This is a genomic window from Tropicibacter alexandrii (genome assembly GCF_003667315.2).
In the GTDB taxonomy this organism is placed as follows: Bacteria; Pseudomonadota; Alphaproteobacteria; order Rhodobacterales; family Rhodobacteraceae; genus Tropicibacter; species Tropicibacter alexandrii.
The window spans coordinates 149,719-173,248 of sequence record NZ_RCTZ02000003.1 but is presented as its reverse complement, the minus strand read 5'-3'; the positions used below and the strand labels follow the sequence as shown (position 1 = coordinate 173,248).

General features: G+C 65.5%; 28 protein-coding genes, 2 tRNA genes and 1 pseudogene. 4 read left to right on the top strand and 27 right to left on the bottom strand.

Annotated features, from left to right (window positions below; all coding sequences use genetic code 11):
* Positions 1 to 34: 34 nt before the first annotated feature.
* Together D8Z78_RS05250 and rlmB are read right to left on the bottom strand one after the other, a co-directional pair.
* Positions 35 to 319, bottom strand: coding sequence for a hypothetical protein (locus D8Z78_RS05250; RefSeq protein ID WP_121633520.1), 285 nt, complete (start codon positions 317 to 319; stop codon positions 35 to 37).
* 40 nt (positions 320 to 359) lie between these two features.
* Positions 360 to 1,136, bottom strand: coding sequence for a 23S rRNA (guanosine(2251)-2'-O)-methyltransferase RlmB (rlmB, locus tag D8Z78_RS05245; protein WP_121633523.1), 777 nt, complete (start codon positions 1,134 to 1,136; stop codon positions 360 to 362).
* 139 nt (positions 1,137 to 1,275) lie between these two features.
* Here rlmB and D8Z78_RS24510 point away from each other — a divergent pair.
* Positions 1,276 to 1,359: transfer RNA gene (locus D8Z78_RS24510), tRNA-Tyr, on the top strand.
* 62 nt (positions 1,360 to 1,421) lie between these two features.
* Here the strand turns inward: D8Z78_RS24510 and D8Z78_RS05240 are convergent.
* The 14 genes from D8Z78_RS05240 to hisD all read right to left on the bottom strand — a co-directional run bounded on the left by D8Z78_RS05240 (position 1,422) and on the right by hisD (position 12,057).
* On the bottom strand, positions 1,422 to 2,204 hold the full coding sequence (locus D8Z78_RS05240; protein WP_121633500.1) for a LamB/YcsF family protein: 783 nt from the start codon (positions 2,202 to 2,204) through the stop codon (positions 1,422 to 1,424).
* Positions 2,201 to 3,205 (bottom strand): 5-oxoprolinase subunit C family protein, encoded by a 1,005-nt coding sequence (locus tag D8Z78_RS05235; RefSeq protein WP_121633502.1) that lies wholly within the window; start codon positions 3,203 to 3,205, stop codon positions 2,201 to 2,203. The genes D8Z78_RS05240 and D8Z78_RS05235 overlap by 4 nt, the downstream gene beginning before the upstream one ends.
* The gene (locus D8Z78_RS05230; protein ID WP_121633504.1) at positions 3,202 to 3,933 is read right to left on the bottom strand and encodes a 5-oxoprolinase subunit B family protein; all 732 of its coding nucleotides are present in this window, start codon (positions 3,931 to 3,933) and stop codon (positions 3,202 to 3,204) included. The genes D8Z78_RS05235 and D8Z78_RS05230 overlap by 4 nt, the downstream gene beginning before the upstream one ends.
* Positions 3,934 to 4,044: 111 nt before the next feature.
* Positions 4,045 to 5,286: an aminotransferase class V-fold PLP-dependent enzyme gene (locus D8Z78_RS05225; protein WP_121633506.1), complete on the bottom strand. Its 1,242-nt coding sequence runs from the start codon at positions 5,284 to 5,286 to the stop codon at positions 4,045 to 4,047.
* Complete coding sequence (locus D8Z78_RS05220; protein WP_121633509.1) at positions 5,287 to 5,481, bottom strand: DNA gyrase inhibitor YacG; 195 nt, start codon at positions 5,479 to 5,481, stop codon at positions 5,287 to 5,289. It lies immediately after the preceding gene.
* Positions 5,478 to 6,509: a ribonuclease E/G gene (locus tag D8Z78_RS05215; protein WP_121633511.1), complete on the bottom strand. Its 1,032-nt coding sequence runs from the start codon at positions 6,507 to 6,509 to the stop codon at positions 5,478 to 5,480. Before D8Z78_RS05215 ends, D8Z78_RS05220 begins: the two co-directional genes overlap by 4 nt.
* Entirely contained in the window at positions 6,506 to 7,096 is a 591-nt protein-coding gene (locus D8Z78_RS05210; protein ID WP_121633513.1) for a Maf family protein, read from the bottom strand. Before D8Z78_RS05210 ends, D8Z78_RS05215 begins: the two co-directional genes overlap by 4 nt.
* A gap of 187 nt (positions 7,097 to 7,283) precedes the next feature.
* A complete protein-coding gene (infA, locus tag D8Z78_RS05205; protein WP_005978431.1) occupies positions 7,284 to 7,502 on the bottom strand; it encodes a translation initiation factor IF-1 in 219 nt (72 codons plus the stop codon).
* A 95-nt stretch (positions 7,503 to 7,597) separates the two neighbouring features.
* Positions 7,598 to 8,482, bottom strand: a complete 885-nt coding sequence (locus tag D8Z78_RS05200) for a carbon-nitrogen hydrolase family protein (RefSeq protein ID WP_121634116.1) — start codon at positions 8,480 to 8,482, stop codon at positions 7,598 to 7,600.
* Between the two features lie 90 nt (positions 8,483 to 8,572).
* Positions 8,573 to 9,157, bottom strand: coding sequence for a GNAT family N-acetyltransferase (locus D8Z78_RS05195; RefSeq protein ID WP_121634118.1), 585 nt, complete (start codon positions 9,155 to 9,157; stop codon positions 8,573 to 8,575).
* Positions 9,154 to 9,552 (bottom strand): ketosteroid isomerase-related protein, encoded by a 399-nt coding sequence (locus D8Z78_RS05190; RefSeq protein ID WP_121634120.1) that lies wholly within the window; start codon positions 9,550 to 9,552, stop codon positions 9,154 to 9,156. Before D8Z78_RS05190 ends, D8Z78_RS05195 begins: the two co-directional genes overlap by 4 nt.
* 69 nt (positions 9,553 to 9,621) lie before the next feature.
* Complete coding sequence (locus D8Z78_RS05185; protein WP_121634122.1) at positions 9,622 to 10,074, bottom strand: arsenate-mycothiol transferase ArsC; 453 nt, start codon at positions 10,072 to 10,074, stop codon at positions 9,622 to 9,624.
* 3 nt (positions 10,075 to 10,077) lie between these two features.
* The gene (locus D8Z78_RS05180) at positions 10,078 to 10,557 is read right to left on the bottom strand and encodes a UPF0262 family protein (RefSeq protein WP_121634124.1); all 480 of its coding nucleotides are present in this window, start codon (positions 10,555 to 10,557) and stop codon (positions 10,078 to 10,080) included.
* 198 nt (positions 10,558 to 10,755) lie between these two features.
* Positions 10,756 to 12,057: a histidinol dehydrogenase gene (hisD, locus tag D8Z78_RS05175; RefSeq protein WP_121634126.1), complete on the bottom strand. Its 1,302-nt coding sequence runs from the start codon at positions 12,055 to 12,057 to the stop codon at positions 10,756 to 10,758.
* Between the two features lie 85 nt (positions 12,058 to 12,142).
* Here hisD and D8Z78_RS05170 point away from each other — a divergent pair, with 85 nt between their 5' ends.
* Positions 12,143 to 15,328, top strand: a complete 3,186-nt coding sequence (locus D8Z78_RS05170) for a 2Fe-2S iron-sulfur cluster-binding protein (RefSeq protein WP_121634129.1) — start codon at positions 12,143 to 12,145, stop codon at positions 15,326 to 15,328.
* Here the strand turns inward: D8Z78_RS05170 and D8Z78_RS05165 are convergent.
* From D8Z78_RS05165 to D8Z78_RS24505, 3 genes are read right to left on the bottom strand one after another with little or no spacing between them, the layout of a single operon-like run.
* Positions 15,325 to 15,786, bottom strand: coding sequence for a DUF2948 family protein (locus D8Z78_RS05165; RefSeq protein WP_121634132.1), 462 nt, complete (start codon positions 15,784 to 15,786; stop codon positions 15,325 to 15,327). The two genes, D8Z78_RS05170 and D8Z78_RS05165, sit on opposite strands and share 4 nt — an antisense overlap.
* Positions 15,783 to 17,054, bottom strand: coding sequence for a UDP-N-acetylglucosamine 1-carboxyvinyltransferase (gene murA, locus D8Z78_RS05160; protein ID WP_121634134.1), 1,272 nt, complete (start codon positions 17,052 to 17,054; stop codon positions 15,783 to 15,785). Before murA ends, D8Z78_RS05165 begins: the two co-directional genes overlap by 4 nt.
* A 5-nt stretch (positions 17,055 to 17,059) precedes the next feature.
* On the bottom strand, positions 17,060 to 17,215 hold the full coding sequence (locus D8Z78_RS24505; RefSeq protein WP_164932886.1) for a hypothetical protein: 156 nt from the start codon (positions 17,213 to 17,215) through the stop codon (positions 17,060 to 17,062).
* A 132-nt stretch (positions 17,216 to 17,347) separates the two neighbouring features.
* Between D8Z78_RS24505 and D8Z78_RS05155 the strand changes: the two genes are divergently transcribed.
* A tRNA-Thr gene (locus D8Z78_RS05155) sits at positions 17,348 to 17,422 on the top strand.
* A 50-nt stretch (positions 17,423 to 17,472) separates the two neighbouring features.
* Here the strand turns inward: D8Z78_RS05155 and D8Z78_RS05150 are convergent.
* From D8Z78_RS05150 to D8Z78_RS05130, 5 genes and pseudogenes are all read right to left on the bottom strand, one after another.
* Positions 17,473 to 18,513 carry a tyrosine-type recombinase/integrase gene (locus D8Z78_RS05150; protein ID WP_121634136.1) on the bottom strand — a complete coding sequence of 347 codons (1,041 nt, stop codon included), beginning with the start codon at positions 18,511 to 18,513 and terminating at the stop codon, positions 17,473 to 17,475.
* 59 nt (positions 18,514 to 18,572) lie between these two features.
* Positions 18,573 to 18,662: pseudogene (locus D8Z78_RS25345) on the bottom strand (hypothetical protein); the annotation flags it as partial.
* A gap of 20 nt (positions 18,663 to 18,682) precedes the next feature.
* Complete coding sequence (locus D8Z78_RS05140) at positions 18,683 to 19,303, bottom strand: hypothetical protein (protein WP_121634139.1); 621 nt, start codon at positions 19,301 to 19,303, stop codon at positions 18,683 to 18,685.
* Positions 19,304 to 19,360: 57 nt separating this feature from the next.
* Complete coding sequence (locus tag D8Z78_RS05135; protein ID WP_121634141.1) at positions 19,361 to 19,795, bottom strand: hypothetical protein; 435 nt, start codon at positions 19,793 to 19,795, stop codon at positions 19,361 to 19,363.
* On the bottom strand, positions 19,792 to 20,016 hold the full coding sequence (locus tag D8Z78_RS05130; RefSeq protein WP_121634143.1) for a hypothetical protein: 225 nt from the start codon (positions 20,014 to 20,016) through the stop codon (positions 19,792 to 19,794). The genes D8Z78_RS05135 and D8Z78_RS05130 overlap by 4 nt, the downstream gene beginning before the upstream one ends.
* A gap of 306 nt (positions 20,017 to 20,322) precedes the next feature.
* On the opposite strand from D8Z78_RS05130, the gene D8Z78_RS24500 reads away from it, so the two are divergent.
* Positions 20,323 to 20,499, top strand: a complete 177-nt coding sequence (locus D8Z78_RS24500; RefSeq protein ID WP_164932883.1) for a hypothetical protein — start codon at positions 20,323 to 20,325, stop codon at positions 20,497 to 20,499.
* A gap of 111 nt (positions 20,500 to 20,610) precedes the next feature.
* Here D8Z78_RS24500 and D8Z78_RS05120 read toward each other — a convergent pair whose 3' ends face one another.
* From D8Z78_RS05120 to D8Z78_RS05110, 3 genes are read right to left on the bottom strand one after another with little or no spacing between them, the layout of a single operon-like run.
* Positions 20,611 to 21,675 (bottom strand): phage portal protein, encoded by a 1,065-nt coding sequence (locus tag D8Z78_RS05120; RefSeq protein ID WP_121634174.1) that lies wholly within the window; start codon positions 21,673 to 21,675, stop codon positions 20,611 to 20,613.
* A gap of 2 nt (positions 21,676 to 21,677) precedes the next feature.
* Complete coding sequence (locus D8Z78_RS05115) at positions 21,678 to 22,256, bottom strand: HK97 family phage prohead protease (protein ID WP_121634145.1); 579 nt, start codon at positions 22,254 to 22,256, stop codon at positions 21,678 to 21,680.
* Positions 22,256 to 23,530 carry a phage major capsid protein gene (locus D8Z78_RS05110; RefSeq protein ID WP_121634147.1) on the bottom strand — a complete coding sequence of 425 codons (1,275 nt, stop codon included), beginning with the start codon at positions 23,528 to 23,530 and terminating at the stop codon, positions 22,256 to 22,258. The genes D8Z78_RS05115 and D8Z78_RS05110 overlap by 1 nt, the downstream gene beginning before the upstream one ends.

Here is a 23,530-nt window from a genome sequence, read left to right as displayed (position 1 = left end):
TCGAGCGCCATTTGCCAGAGCCACAAGGTTTCGCTCAGTCAAAGATATCCTCGATCAGGTCAAAGGCCTCGCCCAGCAATTTGCGGCCAAGGCTCTTTTTCTTCTTCAGCTTTTTCGGCTTGGCCGATTTGTGCGCCTTCGTGGGTTTGACCGGCTTGGCCTTGTGGACCTTGGGCGGCGTGTCCGGGTGCAGCTGCTTCATCTCGTGCAGCGGTGCACCGCAGGCGGAACAGGCCAGTTCGTGCCGGGTCTCCCCGGTCAGGACCAGCGCCGCGCGGGTGCCGCAATAGGTGCAAGTGGCGATCTTGGTGTTTGGCATGTCGGGAAGATGGGGGCTTTCGCCCCCGATCACAAGCCGGTCAGGCGCGCGCCGCGTACAGCGCCACGGCCGCCGCATTCGACACGTTGAGCGAGCCGAATTCACCGGCAAAGTCGATCTTCACCAGTTTGTCGACGGTTTCCTTGGTCTTGGGGCGCAGGCCCGGCCCCTCGGCGCCCAGCACCAGCGCCACGGGCATGTCACGCTTGCCCTCCAGCGCCTGTTCGATGGTCTCGGTCGCCTCGCCGTCGAGCCCCAGCACCAGATAGCCCAGCTTCTGCAACTGCTCGATCGTCTCGGCGAGGTTCTTTTCCCGCAGGTAGGGTTGCCGTTCCAGCGCGCCGGATGCGGTCTTGGCCAGCGCCCCGGTTTCCGGCGCGGCGTGATGCCGCGTGCCGATCACTGCCTGCGCGCCGAACACCTCGGCAGAGCGCAGAATCGCGCCGACGTTATGCGGGTCGGTCACCCGGTCCAGCAGCACCAGCCGCAAGGCGCCGGTGGCGGCAATCGCCACATCCTCCAGCCGTCCCCAGTCGAGCGGCTTGACCTCCAGCGCGGCGCCCTGATGCACCGATTGCGGATCGATCGGCACCGTGAAGCGGCGCGGGTCCTGAATCTCCGGCTCGATTCCCCCTGCAGCGATGGCATCGGTCAACTTGTCGGCGGCGTTCGGCGTCAGCACCAGACGCAATTTCTCGCGTCGGGGGTTCATCAGGGCATCGCGCACCGCGTGCAGGCCGAACAGCCAGACGGTCTCTGCCGCCGAGGCCTTGCGGGCCTGTTCCTTTTCGACCACCCATTTCGGTTTCTTCGCCATATCGCCGTCTCCCATGCGCGCCCCGTGGCGCGTGTCCCCCCTTCGCATCGCGGCGCGGCAATTTCCAGAAATTTTCTGGTTGACGGGGATGAAAGCCGCTAGTAAATCCGCCCCCACGCCGACAAGATCGGCGCACGGTGGGCGACAGGCCGCAAGGTGTGGCAGGGGACTGTAACTCCCTCGAGGCGACTCACGCCTGGTTCGATTCCAGGGTCGCCCACCATTTTATTCCATACAGATCAATCAGTTCGCCCCTTTGGGGCGTGGTCGTGCAGCGGCATGCCATCAGGTCGGCTGATGACGGTCGCGCCGCCCTTCGAAGACCGCCAGCGTCACGCCCGCGCCTTCCAGTTTCGACCGCACGGCGCGTGCGATGGCCAGTGCGGACGGGCCGTCGCCATGCAGACAGATCGTGTCCACCGCCGCCGGGATCGGATCGCCCGCCTCGGGCAGGATCGCCCCGGCCTGCACCATGCGCAGCACGCGCTCGGCGGCGGCGTCCGGGTCGTGGATCACCGCGCCGGGCAGGCTGCGATCGACCAGCGTCGCATCGGCGTTATACGCCCGGTCGGCAAAGATCTCGCCCGCCCAAAGACACCCCAGCCCCTCGACCGCGCGCTGCTGTGCGGTCTCGGCCAGCACCATGACGATGATATCGGGCGCGACCTCCAGCGCGGCCTCGTAGCAGGCGCGCGCCATGGCCTCGTCCTCGGCGGCCATGTTGGCCAGCGCGCCGTGCAGCTTCAGATGCCGGACCTGCGCCCCGACCGCGCGGGCCATGCCCAGCGACGCCCCCAGTTGATACTGCACCATCCGCCGCAAGGACGCGTCGGACAGCTGCATCCGCCGCCGTCCGAATCCCTGTAAATCCGGGAAACCCGGATGCGCCCCGATCCCCACGCCGCGCTGCGTGGCGACGGTCATGGCCTCGGCCATGACTTCGGGGTCGCCCGCGTGGAACCCGCAGGCGATATTGGCCGAGGTCACGACCTCCAGCACCTCGGCATCGCGGCCCATGACCCAAGGCCCAAAGCTTTCGCCCAGATCGGCGTTCAGATCGACCCTCATGACAGCTCCTCTCCGGCGGTGACGCCGCTGATCAACGTGTAGGACAACAGGTCCGGCAGGTCCGCCGGATCGCGGATCAAGGGCTGCGCCGCCTTGGCCAGCCCCGCGATCCGCGCGCGATGTTTCGTCTCGGCCTCAAGCGCCTCGGTGCGGGTGACGAACCGAAACCGCAGGGCCGCCCCCGGCCCGGCCTGCGCGACACGCGGCAGGTCGCAGGGCAGCACGGTGCCGATGCGGGGATAGCCCCCGGTGGTCTGGCATTCGCTCAGCAGGACATAGGGCGCGCCGTCGCCGGGGATCTGGATGTCGCCGGGGGTGATCACCTCGGACAGGATCGTCTGGCCCTGTTCCAGACCAAACCCCGCGCCCTCGGGCCGCAGGCGCACTCCCATCCGGTTGCCGCGCGTGTCGCGGGTGAAGGTCTCTGCCTCGAAGCGCTGGCGTTCCGCATCGGGGTAAAGCCCGGTCTGCAGGCTCGGCAGGACGCGCAGCGTGCCGCCGCCAAAGCGGTCGTCCTCGGGCAGGCACAGCCCCGTCGGCCCGCCCGGGTCATCACCCAAAGGCAGGCTGTCACCCACCTCCAGCACACGGCCCAGCCCCGCTGCCAGATGCGCGCCCTGCGCGCCCAGCCGCATGGGCAGGGCAAAGCCGCCGCCAACGCTGAGGTAGCCGTAAACGCCTTTCGACGCGCCGCCGATCTCGAGCGTGCTGCCTTCGGGGAGGCTGTGCGAGGCGTTCCATCGCAGCGCCTGACCGTCGAGGCTGGCGCGCATCGGCGCGCCACTCAGCGCGATCCGCGCCGCCCGGTCAAAACGCAGACGCCCCCCCATGCCCGCCATCTCCAGCGCCGCGCCAACCGCCTGCCCCAGCAGCGCCGCGCCCTCGGCCAGCGCGAGCCGGTCGGCGGCCCCGCCGCGCGACAGGCCTTGCGCGAGGAAGCCGGGACGGCCCGGGTCCTGAATCGTCACGCCGGGGCCACAGGACAGCACATGCAGGCTCATAGCGGTGTCACCTCGATCCCGTCCTTGCCTTGCCCGCGCATGTTCTCGAAGGTCTCGCGCGAGACCTCGGGGAAGGCGACCTCGTCACCCGGACGCAGCAGGAAGGGATCGTCGCTGTCAGGCCGGAAAAGCCGCGCATGGGTCTGGCCCACATGCCGCCAGCCGGTTGGTGTGGTCACCGAGAACAGCACGAATTGCCGGATCGCCACCACCAGCGCGCCCACCGGCACCCGCGGTGTCAGCGCGGTCTGGCGCGGGATGTTCCACGCCTCGGGCAAGGTGCCAAGGTAGGGCTGGCCGGGGGCAAACCCGATGGTCGTCACGCGGGTGCGCGCGCCCGACAGATCCTTGACCGCGTCGTCCGGCGACATGCCAGCGGCCTGCGCGGCCTCGTCCAGCTGCGGGGCGAGCTCGGTGCCATAGACGGTCGGGATGCGCAGCAGGCGGCGGCCCTGCGGCAGATCGGCGGCGTACCAGTCACGGGTCGCCAGCAGGTGGCGGGCCTTGTCGGCCAGCGCATCCAGAGGCGTGGCCAGCGGGTCGAAGCGCAGGAAGGTCGAGACCAGCGAGGTGGCGGTTTCCTCGACGCCGTCCCATGTTTCACGGTCCACCGCGCCGCGAAAGGCCAGTGCTGCGCGGTTGGCCGGTTCCGACAGGCTGTCGGCAAAACGGATGAGCAGGCCGTCGAGGCCCACGGGATCGAGTCTGGGAAAAGCCGGTTCGGTCATGGCACGAGACTGGCCCGAGGCGCGCCCGGTGTCCAGCGGAGTCCGGGGGCTTTGCCCCCCGCCCGTTCCGGGCTCCCCCCACGGTATTTTTGGCCAGAAGAAACCGCTGGCTCAGGACAGGATTTCGCGGATCGCGGTGAGGAAGGTCTTGACCTCGTCGAGGCTGTTGTAATGGGCCAGCGAGACGCGGACGCAGTCGGGCTGGCCCAGCGGGGTCAGGATATTGCCGGAATAGTGGTCGGCCTTGCGGATATGGGTGCGGATGCCCTTTGCATTCAGGGCGGCGACGATCTCGGGCGTGGGGGTGGCGGCGTAGAAGGACACCAGCCCCTCGCGCGCGGGGTTGTCGGTGCCGCCGATGATCGTGACACCGGGAAGGTCGGCCAGACCGGGCAGGTTCCCGGTGCCGTGGATCATCGCCTCGGTCAGGGTTGATTCATGGGCGTGGATGGCGGCAGCGGCGGCCATGAGCCGGGCGCGCGGGTCGGTCGCGTCGCTGACGCGGCTGCCCAGCCAGTCGAAATAGCCGATCACCTCGGACATGGTGGCATAGGCCCCTGTGTCGCGGGTGCCCAGCTCCCACGCGCCATCGGGGCCGCCGACAAGCGAATCGTGGGCCAGCGCGGTCAGACGGTCCGACGCCCAAGCGACACCGTAGCCGTGACGCGAGAAAACCTTGTAGGGCGAGATCACGTAGCCATCGACGCCAGCGGCGGCGAGGTCGATCCCGCCATGGCAGGCGTGCTGGATGCCGTCGACGATGATGATCGCGTCGGGGGCCTTGGCGCGGATGGCGGCTGTGATGGCGGGCAGGTCCATGCCCATGCCGGTCACCGGCGAGGTGTGCAGGATCGTGGCCACCGCCGTCTCGGGCGTGACATGATCGGCATAGGCCTGCGCGCTGACCGTGCCGGTGGCGTCGTCATGCGGGATCAGGGTGTAGGCGCGCCCCGCCACCTCGGCCCAACGGGTGCAGGCCGAGCGCGAGGCGGGGTGTTCGACGGTCGAGCCCAGCACCGGGCCGGGACGCGCCCCCAGACAGGCGTCGCGGATCAGGCGGAACAGCAGTTCCGTGCCGCTTTCGCCAAAGACAACCTTGCCGCCCGGCGCGTTGAAGAAGGTCGCAATGTCGGCGCGCGCCTTGGCGATGATCTGCACCAGCGCCTGACTGGCGGGGTTGTCGCGCCCCTGATTGTCGGGGATGGCGGCAAAGCGCGCCGAGGTGTCCACGACCGACTTCAGGGTCAGCGCCCCTCCGGCGTTTTCGAAAAAGATGCGCGGCCCGGTGAAGGGGCAGTCTTCGACATGGGCAAAGCGGGCGCGGATTTCGGCCAGCAGGGGGGCGTCAAACATTCAATGGGGCCTGTTCTTCGGGTCGTTGAGGTGTTGTTCGAGCGCGTCGGCGGCCTTTTCGATATCCTCGGGATCGTCCGAGGGGATCGCATAGCCCTCGCCCAGCCACTTGGCCAGATCGACATCGGCGCAGCGTTTGGAGCAGAAGGGGCGATAGGCCTTGTCCCTGGGTTTGCTGCAGATCGGGCAGCTCATAGCAGACCTTTCAGCGCAATGCGGTCGCGCTTGCGTTGCAGTTCCAGCAGGCCGAGCGTCGTCCAGCCGGCGACGATGGTCTCGGTCGGTTCCCGCTTCAGGACGGATTTCAGCAGGCCCTCGACCTGACGACGGTCCTTCTTCGCGCAGGGGGCCGGGTCGATGACGATCTGTCCGCCGAGGCCGCGCAGGCGCAGCTGGCGCGGCAGGTCGCGCATGGCGGCCATGTTCGCCTTCAGCCCCGCAGCCGGAGAGGTGTCGTTGCCGGTATTGACGTCGATGGCCACCAGCGCCGAGGTCGGCTCGATGATCATCGTGTAGCCGCCCGGCAGGGCGACGCGGTCATAGGCCAGATCTTCGAGCGCGTCGGTGACGCCGTGGCTGTCGAAGGAGCCGGGTTCCGGGTCGACCTGTGCCGGGTCGGTCCATTCGCGCCACGCGAGCGCGTGTGGCCCGTCGCCCTCGACCAGAAGCTCGGGCGTGGTGCCGCTGTCGGACAGAACGGTGCTGGCCAGCGTCGCCATGGACAGGATGTCGTCCATGATCGTGTCGGCCTCGTCCGGATGGCAGGATGAGCGCAGGATCAGGCCCGCGCCCTCGGGCAGCTGGGTTTCGGTCAGCGCGTCATGGGCGATGGCGAGCAGTTCCTCGCGGACCTCCTCGTCGCGGATCTGGCGCGAGATGTTGATGCCCGGCGCGCCGGGGGTGACGATGGCGTAGCGCGACTTGAACAGCAGGCGCTGGGTGACGGGGATGGCCTTGCCCGGTTCGGCATAGCCCGTGACCTGCACGATCAGCGGTTCACCTGCGCGCAGCCCCTTGACCTGCCGCAGAAAGGCGGTGCCGTCCGGCGTGGTCAGGAACATGCCGCCCTGCCCCTTGACGGGGCGGTCGGCGATGGCGCGATAGATCGCGCCGGGGCGCGGCAGGTCGGCGTCGATCAGCACGTCGTAAAGCTGGCCGTCGACCATGAGAGCCGCGGCCTCGCGGCCGTTCACGTGATCCAACGCGATGACATTGCCCTTCATGAGCGATCCTTCCAAAGCGGGTAGCCAGCCGCGGTCAACAGTTGCGCGGTCTCGGCCAAAGGCAGGCCCACCACGGCGGTGAAACTGCCATTGATCCAAGGGATGAGGGCCCCGGCAGGGCCCTGAATGCCATAGCCCCCCGCCTTGCCGCGCCAGTCGCCGGAGGCGAGATAGGCGTTGAGTTCCTCGTTCGAGAGGCTCTTCATCTTGACCGCGGTGACGACGTCGCGTTCCCATATCCGGTCGCCCCGGCGCACGGCGACAGCGGTGATCACACGATGCCGGCGGCCTGACAGCCGGGTCAGAAAGTCGGCGGCCTCCTTTTCGTCGGCGGGCTTGCCGAGGATGCGGCGGCCCAGCGCGACGGTGGTGTCGGCGGAGAGGACGATCTCGTCGGGCTCGGCGGGAATGGCCTGCGCCTTTTCCCGGGCGAGACGGATGCAATAGGGGCGCGGTTCCTCGCCCTTGCGCGGATCCTCGTCGATCTCTGGCGGCCGGATGTCGGCGGCGGTGATGCCCAGCTGGGCCAGAAGCTCACGGCGGCGCGGGCTGCCGGAGCCGAGGATAAGGCGAGGTGTGTCAGTCATGTCCGCCGCTTAGCCGATCTTCTCGTGTCGCGCAATTTCAAGTAGGATGGGTGATCACCCATCCTACCCCACCCTGAGCCAAATCCATGTAGGATGGGTGATCACCCATCCTACCGAAACCCAAGCACATAAAAAAGCGCCGGGCAACGACCCGGCGCCTTCGCCCTGGTTCAGGGCCGCAATTCGCTTACTTGAAGCGGTAGTTGATCCGCCCCTTGGTCAGATCGTAGGGCGTCATTTCCACCTGAACCTTGTCGCCAGCCAGAACACGGATGCGGTTCTTGCGCATCTTGCCTGCCGTATGTGCTATGATTTCATGGCCGTTCTCAAGCTCGACCCGAAACGTCGCATTCGGCAGGAGTTCCTTCACGACACCGGGAAATTCGAGCGTATCTTCCTTGGCCATGGTCTCTCCTTAGTCACTTCCCCGGACTCGAAATCCGGGCGAGCTACCATATGGTCCCGTTTGCCCAATTTTTCAAGCCTTATGATGCCGCAGGCCTAGCGCAGGCGCTCGGGCGCCACCGGGGCCATGCGCGGCTCTTGCTCGGTCCAGTGCAGGCGGTTCAGCACCACCCCGTCGCGGCGCACATAGGCGATCTTGGCCGGGTCGATTTCGGCATGGGTCCAGCCCGGCACGTTCATCTGTCCGATCGAGATCACGCCATTGGCCGGAAAACCGGTATCGGGCGGGCCATAGACCCCGGCGCGCCCGTTGCTTTCGTCGATCACCTGGCTCCAGTCGGCGCGGCCCACCAGCGACGACATCACCGTCACGCATTGGTTTTCCAGCGCGCGGGCCTGCGCGCCGATGCGCACACGGGTGTGGCCCGCGGGGGCCTCGGTCACCGAGGGCACGAGGATCACCTCGGCCTCGGAGAGCGCGCGCCCCAGCAGCGGGAACTCCGAATCGTAGCAGATCAGCACACCGATCCTGCCGAGGCTCGTGTCGAACAGGCGCAACGGGCCGCCGGGGATTACATCCCAGTCCTCACGCTCGAAGCGAGTCATGATCTGCTTGTCCTGCACACCCATCGCGCCTGTCGGGGTGAACAATCGCGCCCGGTTGACCGGGCGGTCGCCAAAGGCGTCGTCGACGACCGGCGCCGAGGCGGCCAAAACATGGACGCCGTATTTCACCGCAAGATCGGAATGCAGGGCATCCGCGTCCGGGATCAGATCGGACACGGCGTGAATGCAGGCTTCGAGATCGTGGGCGATGTCTCGCCCTTTGAGCGTCGCCAGTTCCATGGCGCCGTATTCGGGAAAGACCAGCAGTTCGGCGCCGTCGCCGGCGGCGCGGGCGATCCAATCCTCGATCTTGGTGGCATAGTCCTGCCAGCCCTGCAGGAAATCGGTGTTGTAGGCGGCGGTGGCGACTTTCATGTGATGGCTCCTGTGGGTTGGCGAAGAGGGGGCTCTGCCCCCGCCCGTTCCGGGCTCCCCCGAGGTATTTGGGGACCAAAGAAGACCGGGTCAATCCAGCCGTCTGATCCAGAATTGCAGCGGCTTTTTCGTCGAGCTCGGTTGGTCGACATCCTGCCAGTCGAAATGGGCGATGGCGCCGGGCAGCGGGCGGTAGCCGCGTTTGCGCCAGAACGGATCGAGCGGCGCGTAACCGGCGGGCCGCAGCGGGTGGTCCTCGGGGCGGATGACGCCGCAAAAGGCGGTGTAGTGCGCACCGAGCGCGCGGGCATGGGCCTCGCGCAGGTCGAAGAAGCGGTGGCCGATCCCCCTGCCACGATAGTCGGGCAGCAGGACGGATTCGGCGCAGTAGAAGACCTGTGACAGGTCGTAGCCCTGCCCGGCAAAGGCCTCGGCGAAGTCCGACGCATGATCCTGCATGGGCGTGCCGGTGGCCGCGCCAACCAGCCGCTCGCCATCAAAGGCACCAACCAGCACCGCCTGATCGCTGTCGCGATAGGTTTGCAGGTAGCGCTGTTCGTATGCGAAATCGCCGTCATACAGGTAGGGAAACGCGCGAAAGACCGTGATGCGCAGGCGCGCCACGTCATCCAGCGCGTCGTCCAGCGCGGCGCCTGTGAGGACCTCGACCCTCATGAGACCTGTTTGATCCAGTCGGACAGATTGTAATAGGTCACGACCCGGGTGATCAGACCGTCCTTGAGGGAAAAGAACGATCCGGCTGGCAGGCGGTATGTCTGGCCGCGCGCCTCTGGCAGGCCCGCATCGGTCGCCTTATAGGTGCCGTTGACGATGAATTCGGCGGCGCCACGGGTGCCGTCCTCTGACGCGAAGATCACCATGTCGGTGAGCTGTTCGGCGTAGCAATGGCTCATATGGGCGCAGAATTCGGCGAATTTGACCTTGCCGACGCGGATATTGCCTTCGTTCACGTGGTGCTCGATATCGGGGGACAGGCAGGCCAGCATGGCCTCGGTGTCGCCAGCGTTGAAGGCGTCGAAATAGCGGGTGATGACGTTTTTGGCGGTCATGTGCGGCTCCGTTGTTTGGGCGCAGTCAAACCGCAAGCGGGGTGGATGCGCAAGGACGGTTGCGACCGCTCAGGCGCCGTCTGCGCCCCATTTCGAATCCATGCGCGCCAGCAACTGGTCGCGGGTCTGGCGATAGGCGTTCAGCTTTTGATCGCGGGTCTCGCCGATCCCCGTGGGGTCCATGACTGGCCAGTATTCCACCGTCAGGTGGTAGAAGCGCGTCAGGTCCAGCGCCCGGCGCTGGCTAGCGGGCGACAGCGTGACGATCACGTCGAAGCCCGACAGAGCCTCGCCCATCTGTTCCATTTCCTCGAAGGACCGCGACTGGTGACGCGACAGCTCGACGCCGATCTCGTCGCAGACCGCGATGGCAAATCCGTCGATCTCGAGGTCGTTCTTGACGCCTACCGACTGCACGTAGACATCGGTGCCAAACCGCTGCTTCATCAGGCCCTCGGCCATCGGTGAGCGAACCGCGTTGTGATCGCAGCAGAACAGCACGGACTGAGGCAGTTTCCCCAAAGATCAGCCCCCGAAATGCAGCACGCAGATGAGGGTAAAGAGACGCCGTGCGGTGGCGTCGTCGAGGTCGGCCTTGCCCTCGAGCCGTTCCTGCAGGATGCGCGCGCCCTCGTTGTGGATGCCGCGCCGGGCCATGTCGATCGTTTCGATCTGGCTGGGTGGCAGGGTCTTGACCGCGTCGAAATAGCTTTTGCAGATCTGGAAGTAGTCCTTGACCACCTGCCGGAACGGGCTGAGCGAGAGGTGGAATTCCGCCGCCTTTTCCGCGCCTTCGGTGGTGACATCGAAGACCAGCCGCTTGTCGCGGATCGACAGGGACAGGTTGTAGGGGCCCGACGGCACAACGCGGTCATCGCGATTCGGCAGGGAGAAGGAGTTCTCCTCCATCAGGTCGAACATGGCGACACGGCGCTCCTGCTCGATCTCCGGCGTGGGCGGCGGCAAGTTGGCATCGTCCAACTGGATATGTGCGATACGGCTCATGGGCGCGATCCTTGACTGACGGGACAAGGCTAGCAAGGGGAATGTATGCGCGCAATGCGACTTTTGCCGCAGCGCAGCATTCCGGGGCGCGCAAGGCCCTTCGAAGGGCCTTGGTCCACGCGTCTTCGAAGACGCGTTCCAAGCGCTTTCGAAAGCGCTTGCTCCAAGGCGCTTCGAAGCGCCTTGCATCGTGGGCCGCTAGCGATTCAGCCGGTCCAGCCGGGCGGTGACGCTCAGCCCGTGGGCTTCGAGGCTTTCGGATTTGGCGAGCGTTTCGGCAGCCGGACCGATGGCGCGGAGCGCTTCGGGGGTCATTTTCGCCAAAGTCGTCCGTTTCAGGAAATCCATCACCGACAGGCCGGACGAGAACCGCGCCGAACGCGCGGTGGGCAGCACGTGGTTCGGGCCGCCGACATAGTCGCCGATGGCCTCGGGCGTCCATTGCCCGAGAAAGATCGCCCCCGCATGGACGCATTTGTCCGCCAGCGCCTCGGGGTCGGCGACGCACAATTCGAGGTGCTCGGGCGCGATGCGATTGGACAGCGCCGCCGCCTCGTCAAGATCGCGCACGGTGATCACTGCACCGAAGTCGCGCCACGACGCGCCCGCAATTGCGCGGCGTTCCAACGTTTCCAGCCGCTTGTCCACCGCCTCGGCCACCGCCTGACCAAACCCCGCATCGGTGGTGATCAGCAGCGACTGCGCGCTCTCGTCGTGTTCGGCTTGGCTCATCAGGTCGAGCGCGATCCAGTCCGGGTCATTCTCCGCGTCCGCGATCACGAGGATTTCCGACGGGCCTGCGATCATGTCGATGCCCACCTTGCCAAAGACGCGACGTTTCGCGGCGGCGACAAAGGCATTGCCCGGCCCGGTGATCTTGTCCACAGGGGCGATGGTTTCTGTGCCATAGGCCAGCGCGGCAATCGCCTGCGCGCCGCCGATGCGATAGATCTCGTCCACGCCCGCAATGCGCGCCGCCAGCAAGACGGCGGGGTTCACCACCCCGTCCGGCGTCGGCACACAGATTGCCAGCCGCTCGACCCCCGCCACCTTGGCCGGGATCGCGTTCATCAGAACCGAGGACGGATAGGAGGCCAGCCCCCCCGGCACGTACAGCCCCGCCGCCGAAACGGGCGTCCAGCGCCAGCCGAGCGAAGCGCCTTCGGGGTCGGTCCAGCGCGCATCATCGGGCATCTGGCGGACGTGATAGGCGCGGATGCGCTCCGCCGCCTGCTCCAATGCCGCGCGCTCGGCCTCTGGCACGCGGGCGCATTCCGCCTCGATCTCTCCTTCAGAAAACCGCATCGTGTCCGCCGTCAGAGCCAACCGGTCGAATTTCGCCGTCAGCGCCAGCACCGCCGCGTCGCCCTTGCTGCGCACATCGGCGATGATCCCGGCGACAACATCATCCACATCCGGGCTGTCCTCGCGCTTAGCGCCCAGCAGCTGCGCAAAGGCGTTTTCGAAATCGGACCGGGTGGTGTCGAGAAAGACGGGCATCGGCGCTCTCCTGTTGTTGGCGCCTCTTAGCGCGGGCTTGCGCGGGTGGCAATTGGGCTTACCCTGCGCGACCGGGAGGACGACCATGACACGACTGTTTTCACACAAGGACCGCCCGGTCCACTTGGGCGGATACGCGCTGGAGCGTCTGGCCCGCGGGCCGATGCCGGACCTGTCGCAGGTCGCGCCTTTCGTGCCCCTGCGATTCGAGCGTGCGGATGACAGCCTAGTGAACGCCATGGCGGACCATCAGGCGATGATGGATGCGATCCGCGACGGGCTGGTCAATCGCGCACAGGCCGACATTCCCCCCGACCCTGTCGAGCGCGCCAACCACCTGAAGGCGTTCGGCTATTTCTCGGATGCGGCGATGGTTGGCGTCGGCCTGCTGCCCGACTCTGCGCAGCTGGAGACCCCGGTGGTGAATCCCGGGATCGCCGCCTTGGCCGAGGCATTGCGCAGCCGCCAGACGAAAACGTTGGCCTCGGGCATCGACATGATCATGGCCGATCTCAAGGAGTCGATGGAGACCCCGCCTGCCTCCATCGACAACCACAGCCATGTTCTGGTCTTTCTCTACGACTACAAACGCGATCCCGGCCCGGGCGAGGCGGGCTGCGACTGGATCCACGACATGCAGGCCGAGCGCGCCTGCCTGCGCGCGACGGAAACGGCGGTGGTGATCGCCAACTATATCCGCTTGCTGGGCTGGGACGCCAAGGCACATTCGGCGACGACCACGGATCTCGACCTGAACCGGCTGGCCGTCGCGGCGGGGCTGGCCGCTGCGGACCTGACTGTGCCTTGGCTGGGGCGGCGCTACGGGGTGGCTGCGGTGTCGACCACGCTGGACATCGCGGTGGACGCGCCGCTGGCCGCCACGCAGGATGCGCTGCTGACCGACGGGCCCGGCTGGCGGCTGGGCAGCCTGTCGCCGATGAGCCGCGCCACACGCGATGCCTTTGCCAAGCGGCGCTACCGCGACGGGCCGCATGCCTTCGAGACATTGAAAAGGGTCGATCAACCAACCACTTATCTGGACGAACCCAACATTCCCCGCGTGCCGAAACGCACCGACATGTTCGCCCGCGCACAGTTCGGCGATCTGGGCAAGAAGGTACAAAAAGGCGCGACGGGCGGGCATTACGCGCGCAAATCCGCGCCTTCGATGGCGCAGCGACGGATGCTCGGGGCCTTCGTGCTGTTGCAGGACGGGATCAGCGGGGACGGGGCACAGTTCCGGCCTGCGAACCCTCAGCACAATGCCGATTTGGTGAAGGCCAGCAGCTACTTTCTGGGGGTGGATGCCGTGGGGATCAGCCGCTGCCCGGACTGGGCGTGGTATTCCCATGACGCCACCGGCGCGCCTATCGACCCGCCCCATCCCAACGCCATCTCCATGATCATCGATCAGGGCTTCGAGACGATGGAGGGCGCGTCCGGCGACGATTGGATCAGCGTCGCGCAATCCATGCGCGCCTATCTGCGCTTTTCCCTGCTGGGCGGCGTCATCGCCGCGCAGATCCGCCGCCTCGGCTACAACGCCAAGGCGCATACGGTGCTCGACGGCGATGTCTTGCAACCGCCGCTTCTGCTGTTGTCGGGGCTGGGCGAGGTCAGCCGCATCGGCGAGGTCATCCTGAACCCGATGCTGGGGCCGCGCCTGAAATCCGGCGTCGTGACCACCGACATGCCGCTGGCCCATGACAAGCCCATCGATTTCGGGCTGCAACGGTTCTGCGAGGGGTGCAGCAAATGCGCCCGCGAATGCCCCTCGGGCGCGATCACCGCCGGGCCCAAGACCATGTTCAACGGCTACGAGATCTGGAAATCCGACAGTCAGAAATGCGCCACCTACCGGATCACCACCGAGGGCGGCGCGATGTGTGGGCGCTGCATGAAGACCTGCCCGTGGAACCTGCAAGGGCTGTTCGCCGAGGCCCCCTTTCGCAAAGCGGCCATGCACGCACCGTCTCTGGCGCCGTGGCTGGCGCGGCTGGATGATCGGGTCGGGCGCGGCGGGCTGAACCCGGCGAAGAAATGGTGGTGGGATATCGAACTTTATGAGGACGGCGCCTATCGCCCCGCCCGCGCGCCCGTGAACCGGCGAAACCTGCAACCGGATCTGGTGGTGCGCCCGCAGGACCAGACCCTTGCGGTCTACCCCGCGCCGCTGGCCCCGCATCCGTGGCCCTACCCGTTCCCGATGGACCGCGAAAAAGGGATCGAAGCTTGGCACGCGCTTGTCACCGCCGACGAATATCGCCGCAGGCGGGCGCAGGGCGATGACAGTGTCTTGCACAAATACGATCTATCCACAGAAAGCCCCGTCTTGCAGGTCAAGGTCAGCCTTGTCCGGCAAATGACGGCAGGCATCACCAAATTCGAGTTCACCTCGCTCGATGGCAGCGACCTGCCCGGATGGACCGCCGGCAGTCATCTCGACATCGTGGTTGCGCCCGAATACCTGCGGCCATACTCGTTGTCGGGCGATCCTGCCGACCGAAGCCGCTACCAGATCGCCGTCCTGCGCGAGGACCTTGGCCGCGGCGGGTCCAAACTGCTGCACCGGATCTTTGCCGAAGGGCGAAAAGTCTTTATTTCCAAGCCGATCAACCACTTTCCTCTTGTGGAAAACGCCGGCCACACGCTGCTGATGGGCGGCGGCATCGGGGTCACGCCGCTGATCGCCATGGCGCACCGGCTGCACGCTTTGGGGCGCGATTTCGCGCTGCATTATTCGGTGCACAGCCGCGCCGGCGCCGGGTTCCTCGCCGATCTGGCGCAGGCCCCTTGGGCGGATCGCGTGCACCTGCATATCAGCGACGAGGGCACCCGCGCCGACCTGAGCGCCCTGATGCGGAACGCCCCGAACGCCCACGTCTATACCTGCGGTCCCGACGCCTACATGCAGGCCGTCCTGTCCGCCGCCGAGGCGGCCAACATCCCCGAAGACCGGCTGCACAGCGAATATTTCGCCCCACCGGCAACACCGGAATCCACCAATTATCCCTTCACGCTCCACCTGAAGAATGGTCGGGAAATATCTGTTTCAGAAGAGGAATCTGCGGCTGATGCGTTGATCCGCGCAGGCATCCACATCGACGTGAAATGCGATGACGGCATCTGCGGGGTCTGCCAATGCGGCGTGCTCGATGGCGAGGTGGACCACCGCGATTTCGTCCTGTCAAAGGCGCAACGCGGCACACGGATGATCCTGTGCCAGAGCCGCGCCGCCCAGCCAGGCGGACGGTTGAAATTGGACCTCTAGACCCCGTGATCCGGCAACTGGCGCGAGGGCGCGACATAGGGCCGGGTCACATCGCGCAAGGAGACCTCCAGCGCCTCGACCCGCGCCCGCAGCGCGCCGTCCCCCGCCAGCACCAGCGTAACGAACCCCTCGGGCGCTTCGCCGGGCTCGAATTCGACCGCCAGCACCGACAGGACCATGTCCGCGTCGCTGCGATCCACGCCCTGTGACGACACACCAAGAACGTTGTCGATCACCAGCAGGGATTGCACCCGCTCGACCTGCGGCGCGCGTTCCTCGCGGCGCAGGCGGTTGACCAAAAGCGCCAGCCGACGCTGCCCTTTTTGCCACTTGATCTCGGTCACCGGCAGGACCGCGTCCTGCACCAGTGCCGAAATCACTTGCAGATCCTCAACATCCAGCGCGCCCAGGTTCAGCGGGCGCGCCGCTCCGTCCTCGAAACGCGCATCTTCGGTCATTGGCTCTTGATCCGTTCGATTTTGGCGCCCACGGCGCGCAGCTTGTCTTCGACATTCTCATACCCGCGGTCCAGATGGTAGACCCGGCTGACCACGGTTTCGCCCTCGGCGGCCAACCCCGCGAGGATCAGCGACACCGACGCCCGCAGGTCGGTCGCCATGACCGGCGCGCCCTTCAGCCGCTCGACGCCCTGCACCGTCGCCGTGCCGCCATGCACCTCGATCCGGGCGCCCATGCGGGTCAGTTCCGGCGCGTGCATGAACCGGTTTTCAAAGATCTTCTCCTCCAGCACCGACGCACCGTCGGCGGTGCAGAGCAGCGCCATCATCTGCGCCTGCAAGTCGGTCGGAAAGCCCGGGAAGGGCTCGGTCGTCACGTCCACCGCCTTGACCCGGCCATTGCGGCGCGCAACCTTGAGCCCCTTTTCGGTTTCCTCTACCGAAATCCCCGCCGCGTCCAGCTTTTCGCAGAAGGCCGCGACCAGATCGATGGTGCCACCAAGGCAGGTGACCTCGCCGCCGCAGATCGCGGGTGCCAGCATGTATGTGCCCAACTCGATCCGGTCGGTCACGACGCGATGCGTCGCGCCGCCCAGCCGCTCGACGCCCTCCACCGTGATCTCCGAACTGCCCTCGCCGCTGATGTGCGCGCCCATCTTGCGCAGGCATTGCGCCAGATCGACGATCTCGGGCTCGCGCGCGGCGTTGCGGATGACCGTGGTGCCCTTGGCCAAGGTCGCGGCCATCAGCGCGTTCTCGGTCGCGCCGACCGAGACCAGCGGGAAATCGATGACACCGCCACGCAGGCCGCCCGAGGGCGCCTTGGCATGCACATAGCCGTCGCGCAGGTCCATCTCGGCGCCCAGCGCCTCCATCGCCTTCAGGTGCAGATCGACCGGACGCGCGCCGATGGCGCAACCACCGGGCAGCGACACCTCGGCCTGCCCGAACCGCGCCAAAAGCGGCCCCAGAACGAGGATCGACGCGCGCATCTTGCGCACGATGTCATATTCGGCGCGCTGGCTGGTCAGGCCGTGGCTCGACATGGCCAGCACCTTGCCCTCCTGCAACGCCGTCACTTCGGCGCCGAGGCTTTGAAGCAGCACCGTCATGGTGCGGATGTCCGACAGCCGCGGCGCATTGGTCAGCGTCAGCGGCTCATCCGACAGCAGCGTCGCGGGCATCAGGGTCAGGCAGGCATTCTTTGCGCCTGCGATGGGGATATCCCCGCTCAGCGGGCCATTGCCCGTCACCAGAATCGAATCCATGCCTGTCAGTCCTCGTCACGTTCCTGCCGCTGGTCGCCCTTCTCCTCGGTGCGCGCGCGGGCCTGCGCCTTGCGCCGGGCGAGATTCGCCTTAAGCGCGGCCTTCAGCCGGTCCTCGCGCGTTTCGGTCTTGCGACCCTTATCCTTGGGAGAGCGATCCATGTAGCGCCTTTACCGCAGGGCCGGGGGCCGGTCCAGAGCGCAGTGGGTCATCAGCCGATCCTCGCCAGATGCGATTTTTTCAAAAAACCCTCTTGCACCCGAATTGGGCTTTGTCTAAACGCCCCTCACGGCGCTGCTGTAGCTCAGTGGTAGAGCACTCCCTTGGTAAGGGAGAGGTCGACAGTTCAATCCTGTCCAGCAGCACCATAACTTAGCGGTGTCATTGCCGATACCGCGCACAGCTTTCCGCACAGTTATCACCGGCCTCTCCTCTCAATCATCTCCCGCGCTTCGGCCTGATGAAGCGGGCTATGGTGCCAATAGTGCTGACGGATCGTTGCTGGTGATGTGTCAAAGTACTCCGCCGCCTGCTCCAGACCAAGGCCCTTCATGATCGGCCAAGTGATCGCGGTGTGCTTCAAGACATGGGGCGTCACACCGTCAATTTCGGCGCGGGTCGCGGCCATGGCGATACCCTTCTTAATGCTGGCCACCGGCTTGCCGCGAAACATGACAAGGTGAGTGTCGTGACGCCGTGCGGCGGGGCTAAGCGCCTCATGCATCCTCCGCCATCTGGCGAGATGCGCTCTGAGCTGGCGCGGCACTAGAACACGGCCACGGCGCTTGTTGGTCTCGGCCTCGCCTTCGTCGCGGAACCGGATAATTCCGCGCTCGAGGTCAACGCGGCTCCACGTTAGTTCCAAGATCGCGCTCGCCCGGCGTCCAGTGTAAAGCGACAGAATGATGAAGCGGCGGACGTGAGGCGCAGCATGGTGTAGCACTCTCGCAACCTCGTCTCTCGTCAGCCAACGCTCCCGCACCGCACCGGCCTGAGGCAATTCAACCGCGATAGGGTGAACCAAAACGCCCTCCCCGTGCGCATGATTTAGAGCGGCCTGCAAGACGCCCAACTCACGGCGGATCGTGCCAGGTGCCCTATCCCTGATGCGTCCATATTCACGACATGCGCTTCCTTTGACGTCCGCGCAGGACTTGTTTCCCCAATAGCTATTGAGCGCCGAAATTGAATAAATAAGCGTCTCAGGGGCGCTCATGTATGCGCCCTTGTCGTCAGCGTATGCGGCCAAGACTTCGCCCACGCTCAGCTCACTTGGGTGCGCGGGGCCGGATCGTTTCGGCTGTGCTTTGTTGCTGATGTAGTCGGCAAGCGCGACTTGAGCCTTTTCAAGCTCGCCTTCGCCAAATCCTGTCCGCTTATCGGTGCCGCCGTCTCGGATGATGTATTGCCCATCGTCTGGGCGCTGATAGAGGCGCGTGGGCTTTCGTTTGCGTGGCATTTCAGAAAGTCCTCAAGGTCTTCTTGGGTCACGTAGTAGCGATGCGTTCCAAACTTTGAGGCCCGCAAACGCTTTTCTCGCACGGCCTTCCTCAGGGTGTTGACTGTGAACGTGCGATGCAGTTCGGCGGCGGCTTCGGCTAGGGTCATGAGTCGCGGTTGGGCCATAATCAATCCACCTCCCAACCGATGATCTCGAAACCGATTTGGTGCAGCTCAGCAAGATTGATCTCCGCAGAGCGGTTTACTTTTGTGTTCGAGATGCGATGCATTGCTTCCCAGGAATCGAGAACAGTCCTGTTTCTCGGGTTGTCATTCGATGACGAAAACTGATCCATGACGGCCTGCCATTGCTCACGTTGATGGTAGTCTTGCCGCCCGCTGTCCGTCTCGATATGAGCATTTCCACGCTCGGATAGATGCAACTTCCCAAGGGAAATCTCTTGGTATGGCACTCGATTTGAAATGCACTCCAGAAGGGTATCTTCCAGTGTCTTGTCTTCGTCGATCCAAGCCAGACCCCAGTAGGAAAAAGCCTGTTCATCGCGGCGATCTGGCTTTAATGCTCCGAAATACTTCACGTCTCTTACCGCCCGGCTAGGCGACGGGGACGCAACTACAGCGATAACGACGCGAACCGCGTCTAGCGGCGTGATGTCCGGAGCGTTCACGCCTCGGGCACCTGTCGTAAATAGCCCAGCTTCCCGCAAGAGCCGCACGATCACGCGGATCGTCTTCTCTTCGACGCCGAGGCTTTCCGACATGAGGGTTATAAACTGAGCTTGCTTCATTCTTAATGACTAACGCTCCCTTAGGCCGCACGTCAACTCTAAATGTGAAAAAAGCATTTAGGAGACGGGATACCCGTCCTGGCCGGTGCATCCTCTCCACAGGGCCAGTATCAAGCGGCTTTCGTGGGTGTCGACCTCGCGGGCGAATTGCTCGGGGTCAGTAGAGCTTGGCCCCATGGTATACCATGCAAGCGCCGATAGGGCCGCGATCCCCTCAAGTGAGGTCGGTGTCTCTGTCAGCATCCGTTCTTCGGCTTCATATTCCCGTTGTTGCGCATCGAGCACGGGCGTGGTGTCGCCGTTGCCATGCTCGGGACGCCCCATCAAAGCGCCCCACTCACGACGCGCGGCCATCCAGTCGTGATAGGCTCGCACTACCGGGTCAGGGGCTTCTGCCGATGCCACAGAGGGCAAGGCCAGAGCTGCGCCGGTTGCGGGCATTGCGGCCAGCAGGGCGCGGCGGGTGAAGGCGGGCGTGGGTGTCCTGGTCATTTGCGGGCCTCGTGGTTCTTCAAGGTTTCAAGGTCCATTGCGAGCTGTTCGGCCAGTTTCCCAAAGGCCGCGCAAAGGGACGTAACCGGCCCGCCCCCCGGATCATCCAAAAAGGCTTTCTCGATCACATCGAAGCCGTCGCAGACTTGCAGGGAAATGTCATACAGGTCCGCGATTTCAGGCAAGGGGCGGCTGTTCCCGCTGGCGGGTTGGTTTGTCATTGTCAGGGTCTCCGGTTGTGATATGATCCGTTAGGATCAATATGCACATTGATCCCTATGGATCAAGAGGCATCATGACTGGAAACCAGCTTCGAGCCGCGCGCTCATTGATCGGTTGGACGCAAGCTCAGGTTGCTGCGGCAACTGGACTATCCGTTCCCACAGTGAAACGTGCGGAAGGTGCTGGCCAGTTTGGGGCCTCAGAGAAGGCTACCGCTGCGATCCGCGCGGCGCTTGAAAGCGCGGGTGTCATTTTCTTAGAAGAGAACGGTGGCGGTGCCGGAGTTCGATTGCGAAAGGTAAGTGATGAAGAAAGTTGCCAATAAAGAAGCTTTTGATGCAGTAAAAGACATGCATCGCGGGCTGCACATTGCCATGGACCACCTCATTACGCGCAACGATCCCAAAAAGGCCGAAGAAATACTGCGTGAATTGGATATTCACATGACCAATTGGGTAAACGGCACCAAAATAGCTCGTTAGATGGCGCGCCGCGCCCGCCGCTCAAGCGGGCCGCGCGCTGTCGGGGTTATTTCGGCACTCACCGACTGATCCGGGATGCTTTGGGGAAGAGGTTCCCAGGCGATCCTTGCCTTATTCTTTCCAGTCCACCATGCGCATGGCCCCGGACACGGCCTCGGGGCTGATGCCCGACTCCTTGGCCTCGGCCAGCGTCTTGACGATTGCGGACAGGGCGCGGGCGCGTCCGCCTGCATCGAAGGCTTGCAAGGGCCGGATCGTGTCAATCTCGACCGTCGCGCCCAGCTTGGCCGTTGCCTCATCGGCCAGCAGGGCGGCAATGGGTTGCAAGGTCCAGATCGCCAGTTGCCGCTGAGCCTCGCGGACTGCCGGGCCGGTGGCCGCGCGGTTTACCAGCGACGGCAAGACGCCATAGGCCATGAGGATGCCCTCACGCGCCGCTGCCAGCGTCTCGCCCGTCATGCTCTTGGACAGGTCCGGCGAAAGTTGGTCCGGCTTCTGGCCGATCTGGGGATTCATCCCCGCCGCCGTCGCCTGGGCCACGCCCTCGACCACAAGGGTTGACCCGCGCCTGCCCCGGAATGCTGCCCGCATGTTTGCCATGTCCTCGGCCCCGCTGTCCGGCAATGGCACGATCAGCGACCCCAACGGCGCATTCTCGAAGGTCTCGGCCAGCGCCGATTCAACCGCGTGAAGCATGGCCCCGGTGAGGCTGGATCGCCGCAAGGGCGCGGTGCCGATCCACGGCGACAGGGCGTCCGCGCCGATCCGCAGGTGAAGCACCTCTGCCGCAAGGGCTGTCATCGTCCGCCCGCCCCCGGCCTCGGGGATGGACAGGCGGTAAGCCTTGGGCCTGCCGTCGCGCGTGGTCACATCCCAATCGGTCGCGGGCACAAGGCCAAGGTCCGTCACCAGAAAGACAGATTCGCCGCCCAGAGCGACAGACCGGGCGATCATTGCCATGGTTTGCCGGGTCAACAGATCGGTGCCGGACACGTCCGCCATGGCGAACCCGCCTTCCCAGAGGCTCACGCAGCTCTGCACCGTCGCTGTCAGCTCGGCCACGCCGCGCCGCCCGCTGATGAAGCTGTCCCGCGCGGCCATGACCTGGGCGGTGTAGCCGCTGCCGCTGGATCGTTCCTCGATCGGGCGCAGCTTGTTGATAAGCCATCCCAGCATGATCACCTCCACCGGATGATAGCGGGGCGGTTCACGATACGCTTCGCCACCTCGCCAATGGGTTGCCAATTCCGGGCCTCGATCTGAGCCGCCGGATAGGCCGGTTTCGTCACGGCGCTGATCTCTATCAGGTCCGCCGCGCGGATCGTGCGCAGGATCGCGTTGCCGCGTTCCTCGACCGTCTCGCCACCGGGCCGAACCCGGAACCCCGGCGACAGGCCGCGCACCAGACCGGCGGCATGGGCGGACAGGAAGTCGCGGACATAGGACACTTGCGCCATGTCCGCGCTGATCGTCGCCTCGACCGTCAAGGCGTCGTCGCTTTCGGTCAGGGTCAACGTGCCGGCGGATCGCGATGCCAAGGGCTTGTTGAAGTCATGGCCGGACAGGAAATGCACGTCCTGTCCGCTGTCCAGCCGATCCGAGAAGGCACGGGCCGCGATCACTTCACGACGCTCACGCCCCCGGCCTATGGCCTCGGCCAGCACGGTTTCCCGGCCATAAGGAAAGGTTGCCCGAAGGCGGGTTTCCCCGCCTTCGTTGCGCAGCTCAAGGCTGCCGATGTGAGCGCCCCAGAGCATTACGCGGCTTCCAGCTCAAGGCCGGTCAGCAGTTCGAGCTGAGCCGGGCGCGCGACGGTCACATCCATGGTCGCAAGCGCGGTGATCCGCAGGCCACCCGATTGTGCATCCGAATACGGGTCGCGGATCATGTCCACCGCGCCCCATGCGCCGATGAAGATCGGGGCCACGCCGCCTGCCGAGGTGGTCAGCAGCGATTGCGTTGCCGAGGGGGTGCCGGACGGCGCGGCAAGGCCGTTGTTCGTCATGGCGATGTTGCCCGCCGGGATGTTCTTCACCAGACGGTCCCATTCGGTCACGCCCGTGCCGGTGTCGATGTAAACCCCGTCAAGGTAGTCCCAAAGTTCGGGGCGGATCAGCGCGCGCACATCGCCGGGCGAGCTGGCCGCGTTGGCGGTCATGAAGCGGGTCACGCCCGCCCGGAACGCCGCCCAGCTTGCCAGCGCATCCACCGCCGTTGCGGTGATCCCGTAGGTGGCCGCGCCGGTGATCACGCCGAGGGGCTGGCCATTTGCCCCGGTGCCGAGGAACGCCGCCTGATCCATCGCCGCGCCCATCGCGCCCGACATATCGCGCCGCACCGCCTGTTCCAGCGCCGTGCCGGACTGTTTCAGGGTCTTGCGGGTGATCCGCATCTGAATCCCGAGGTTGTGGTCCGGCGACATGGCGCGATCCGTGGTCGCATAGACGGTCGGGCCTGCGACGTTGGCGGTCTCGCCATCGGCCCAGCCCGCGGTGACTGCCGAGGTTGTCACCGGCCATTCCACCGCGCCCGCGTCGATGCTGATCATCTGGGCACCCATCCGCGCGGCCACGCTGCCGGGGAAAAGCCGGTCGATGATCGGGCGCGTCTGGATCGGGTTCGGGGTGCCGCTGGCGACGGTCTCGCCCGCCCGCACTTCGAGCGCCTGCCACGGCACGGGAATGCCCCGGAACCCGCCCTGTTCGCGCAGCTCGGACACGATTTCGGCCGTCTGGCCGTCCAGCGTCCGCCCTTCATCGAGGGCCAGCGCGACCTGGCGCATTTCAAACCCGGCCATGAGGTCGGCCCATTCCTGGGCAGAGCGGGTTTCCAGCTCGGACCCGGCGTCGCGGCGTTCGGTGTCCTCCGCGATCAGCGCCGCACGGTAGCGGGTTTCGTTGGACCGATACTCGCGGTCCAGGTCGTCCATCTTGCGGATTTCATCCTCGGACGGGGTTTCCTTGCCTGCCAATTCGGCAAGGCTCTGACGGATTTCCGACTGACGCCGGGCGATTTTCACAGACTCGAGCAT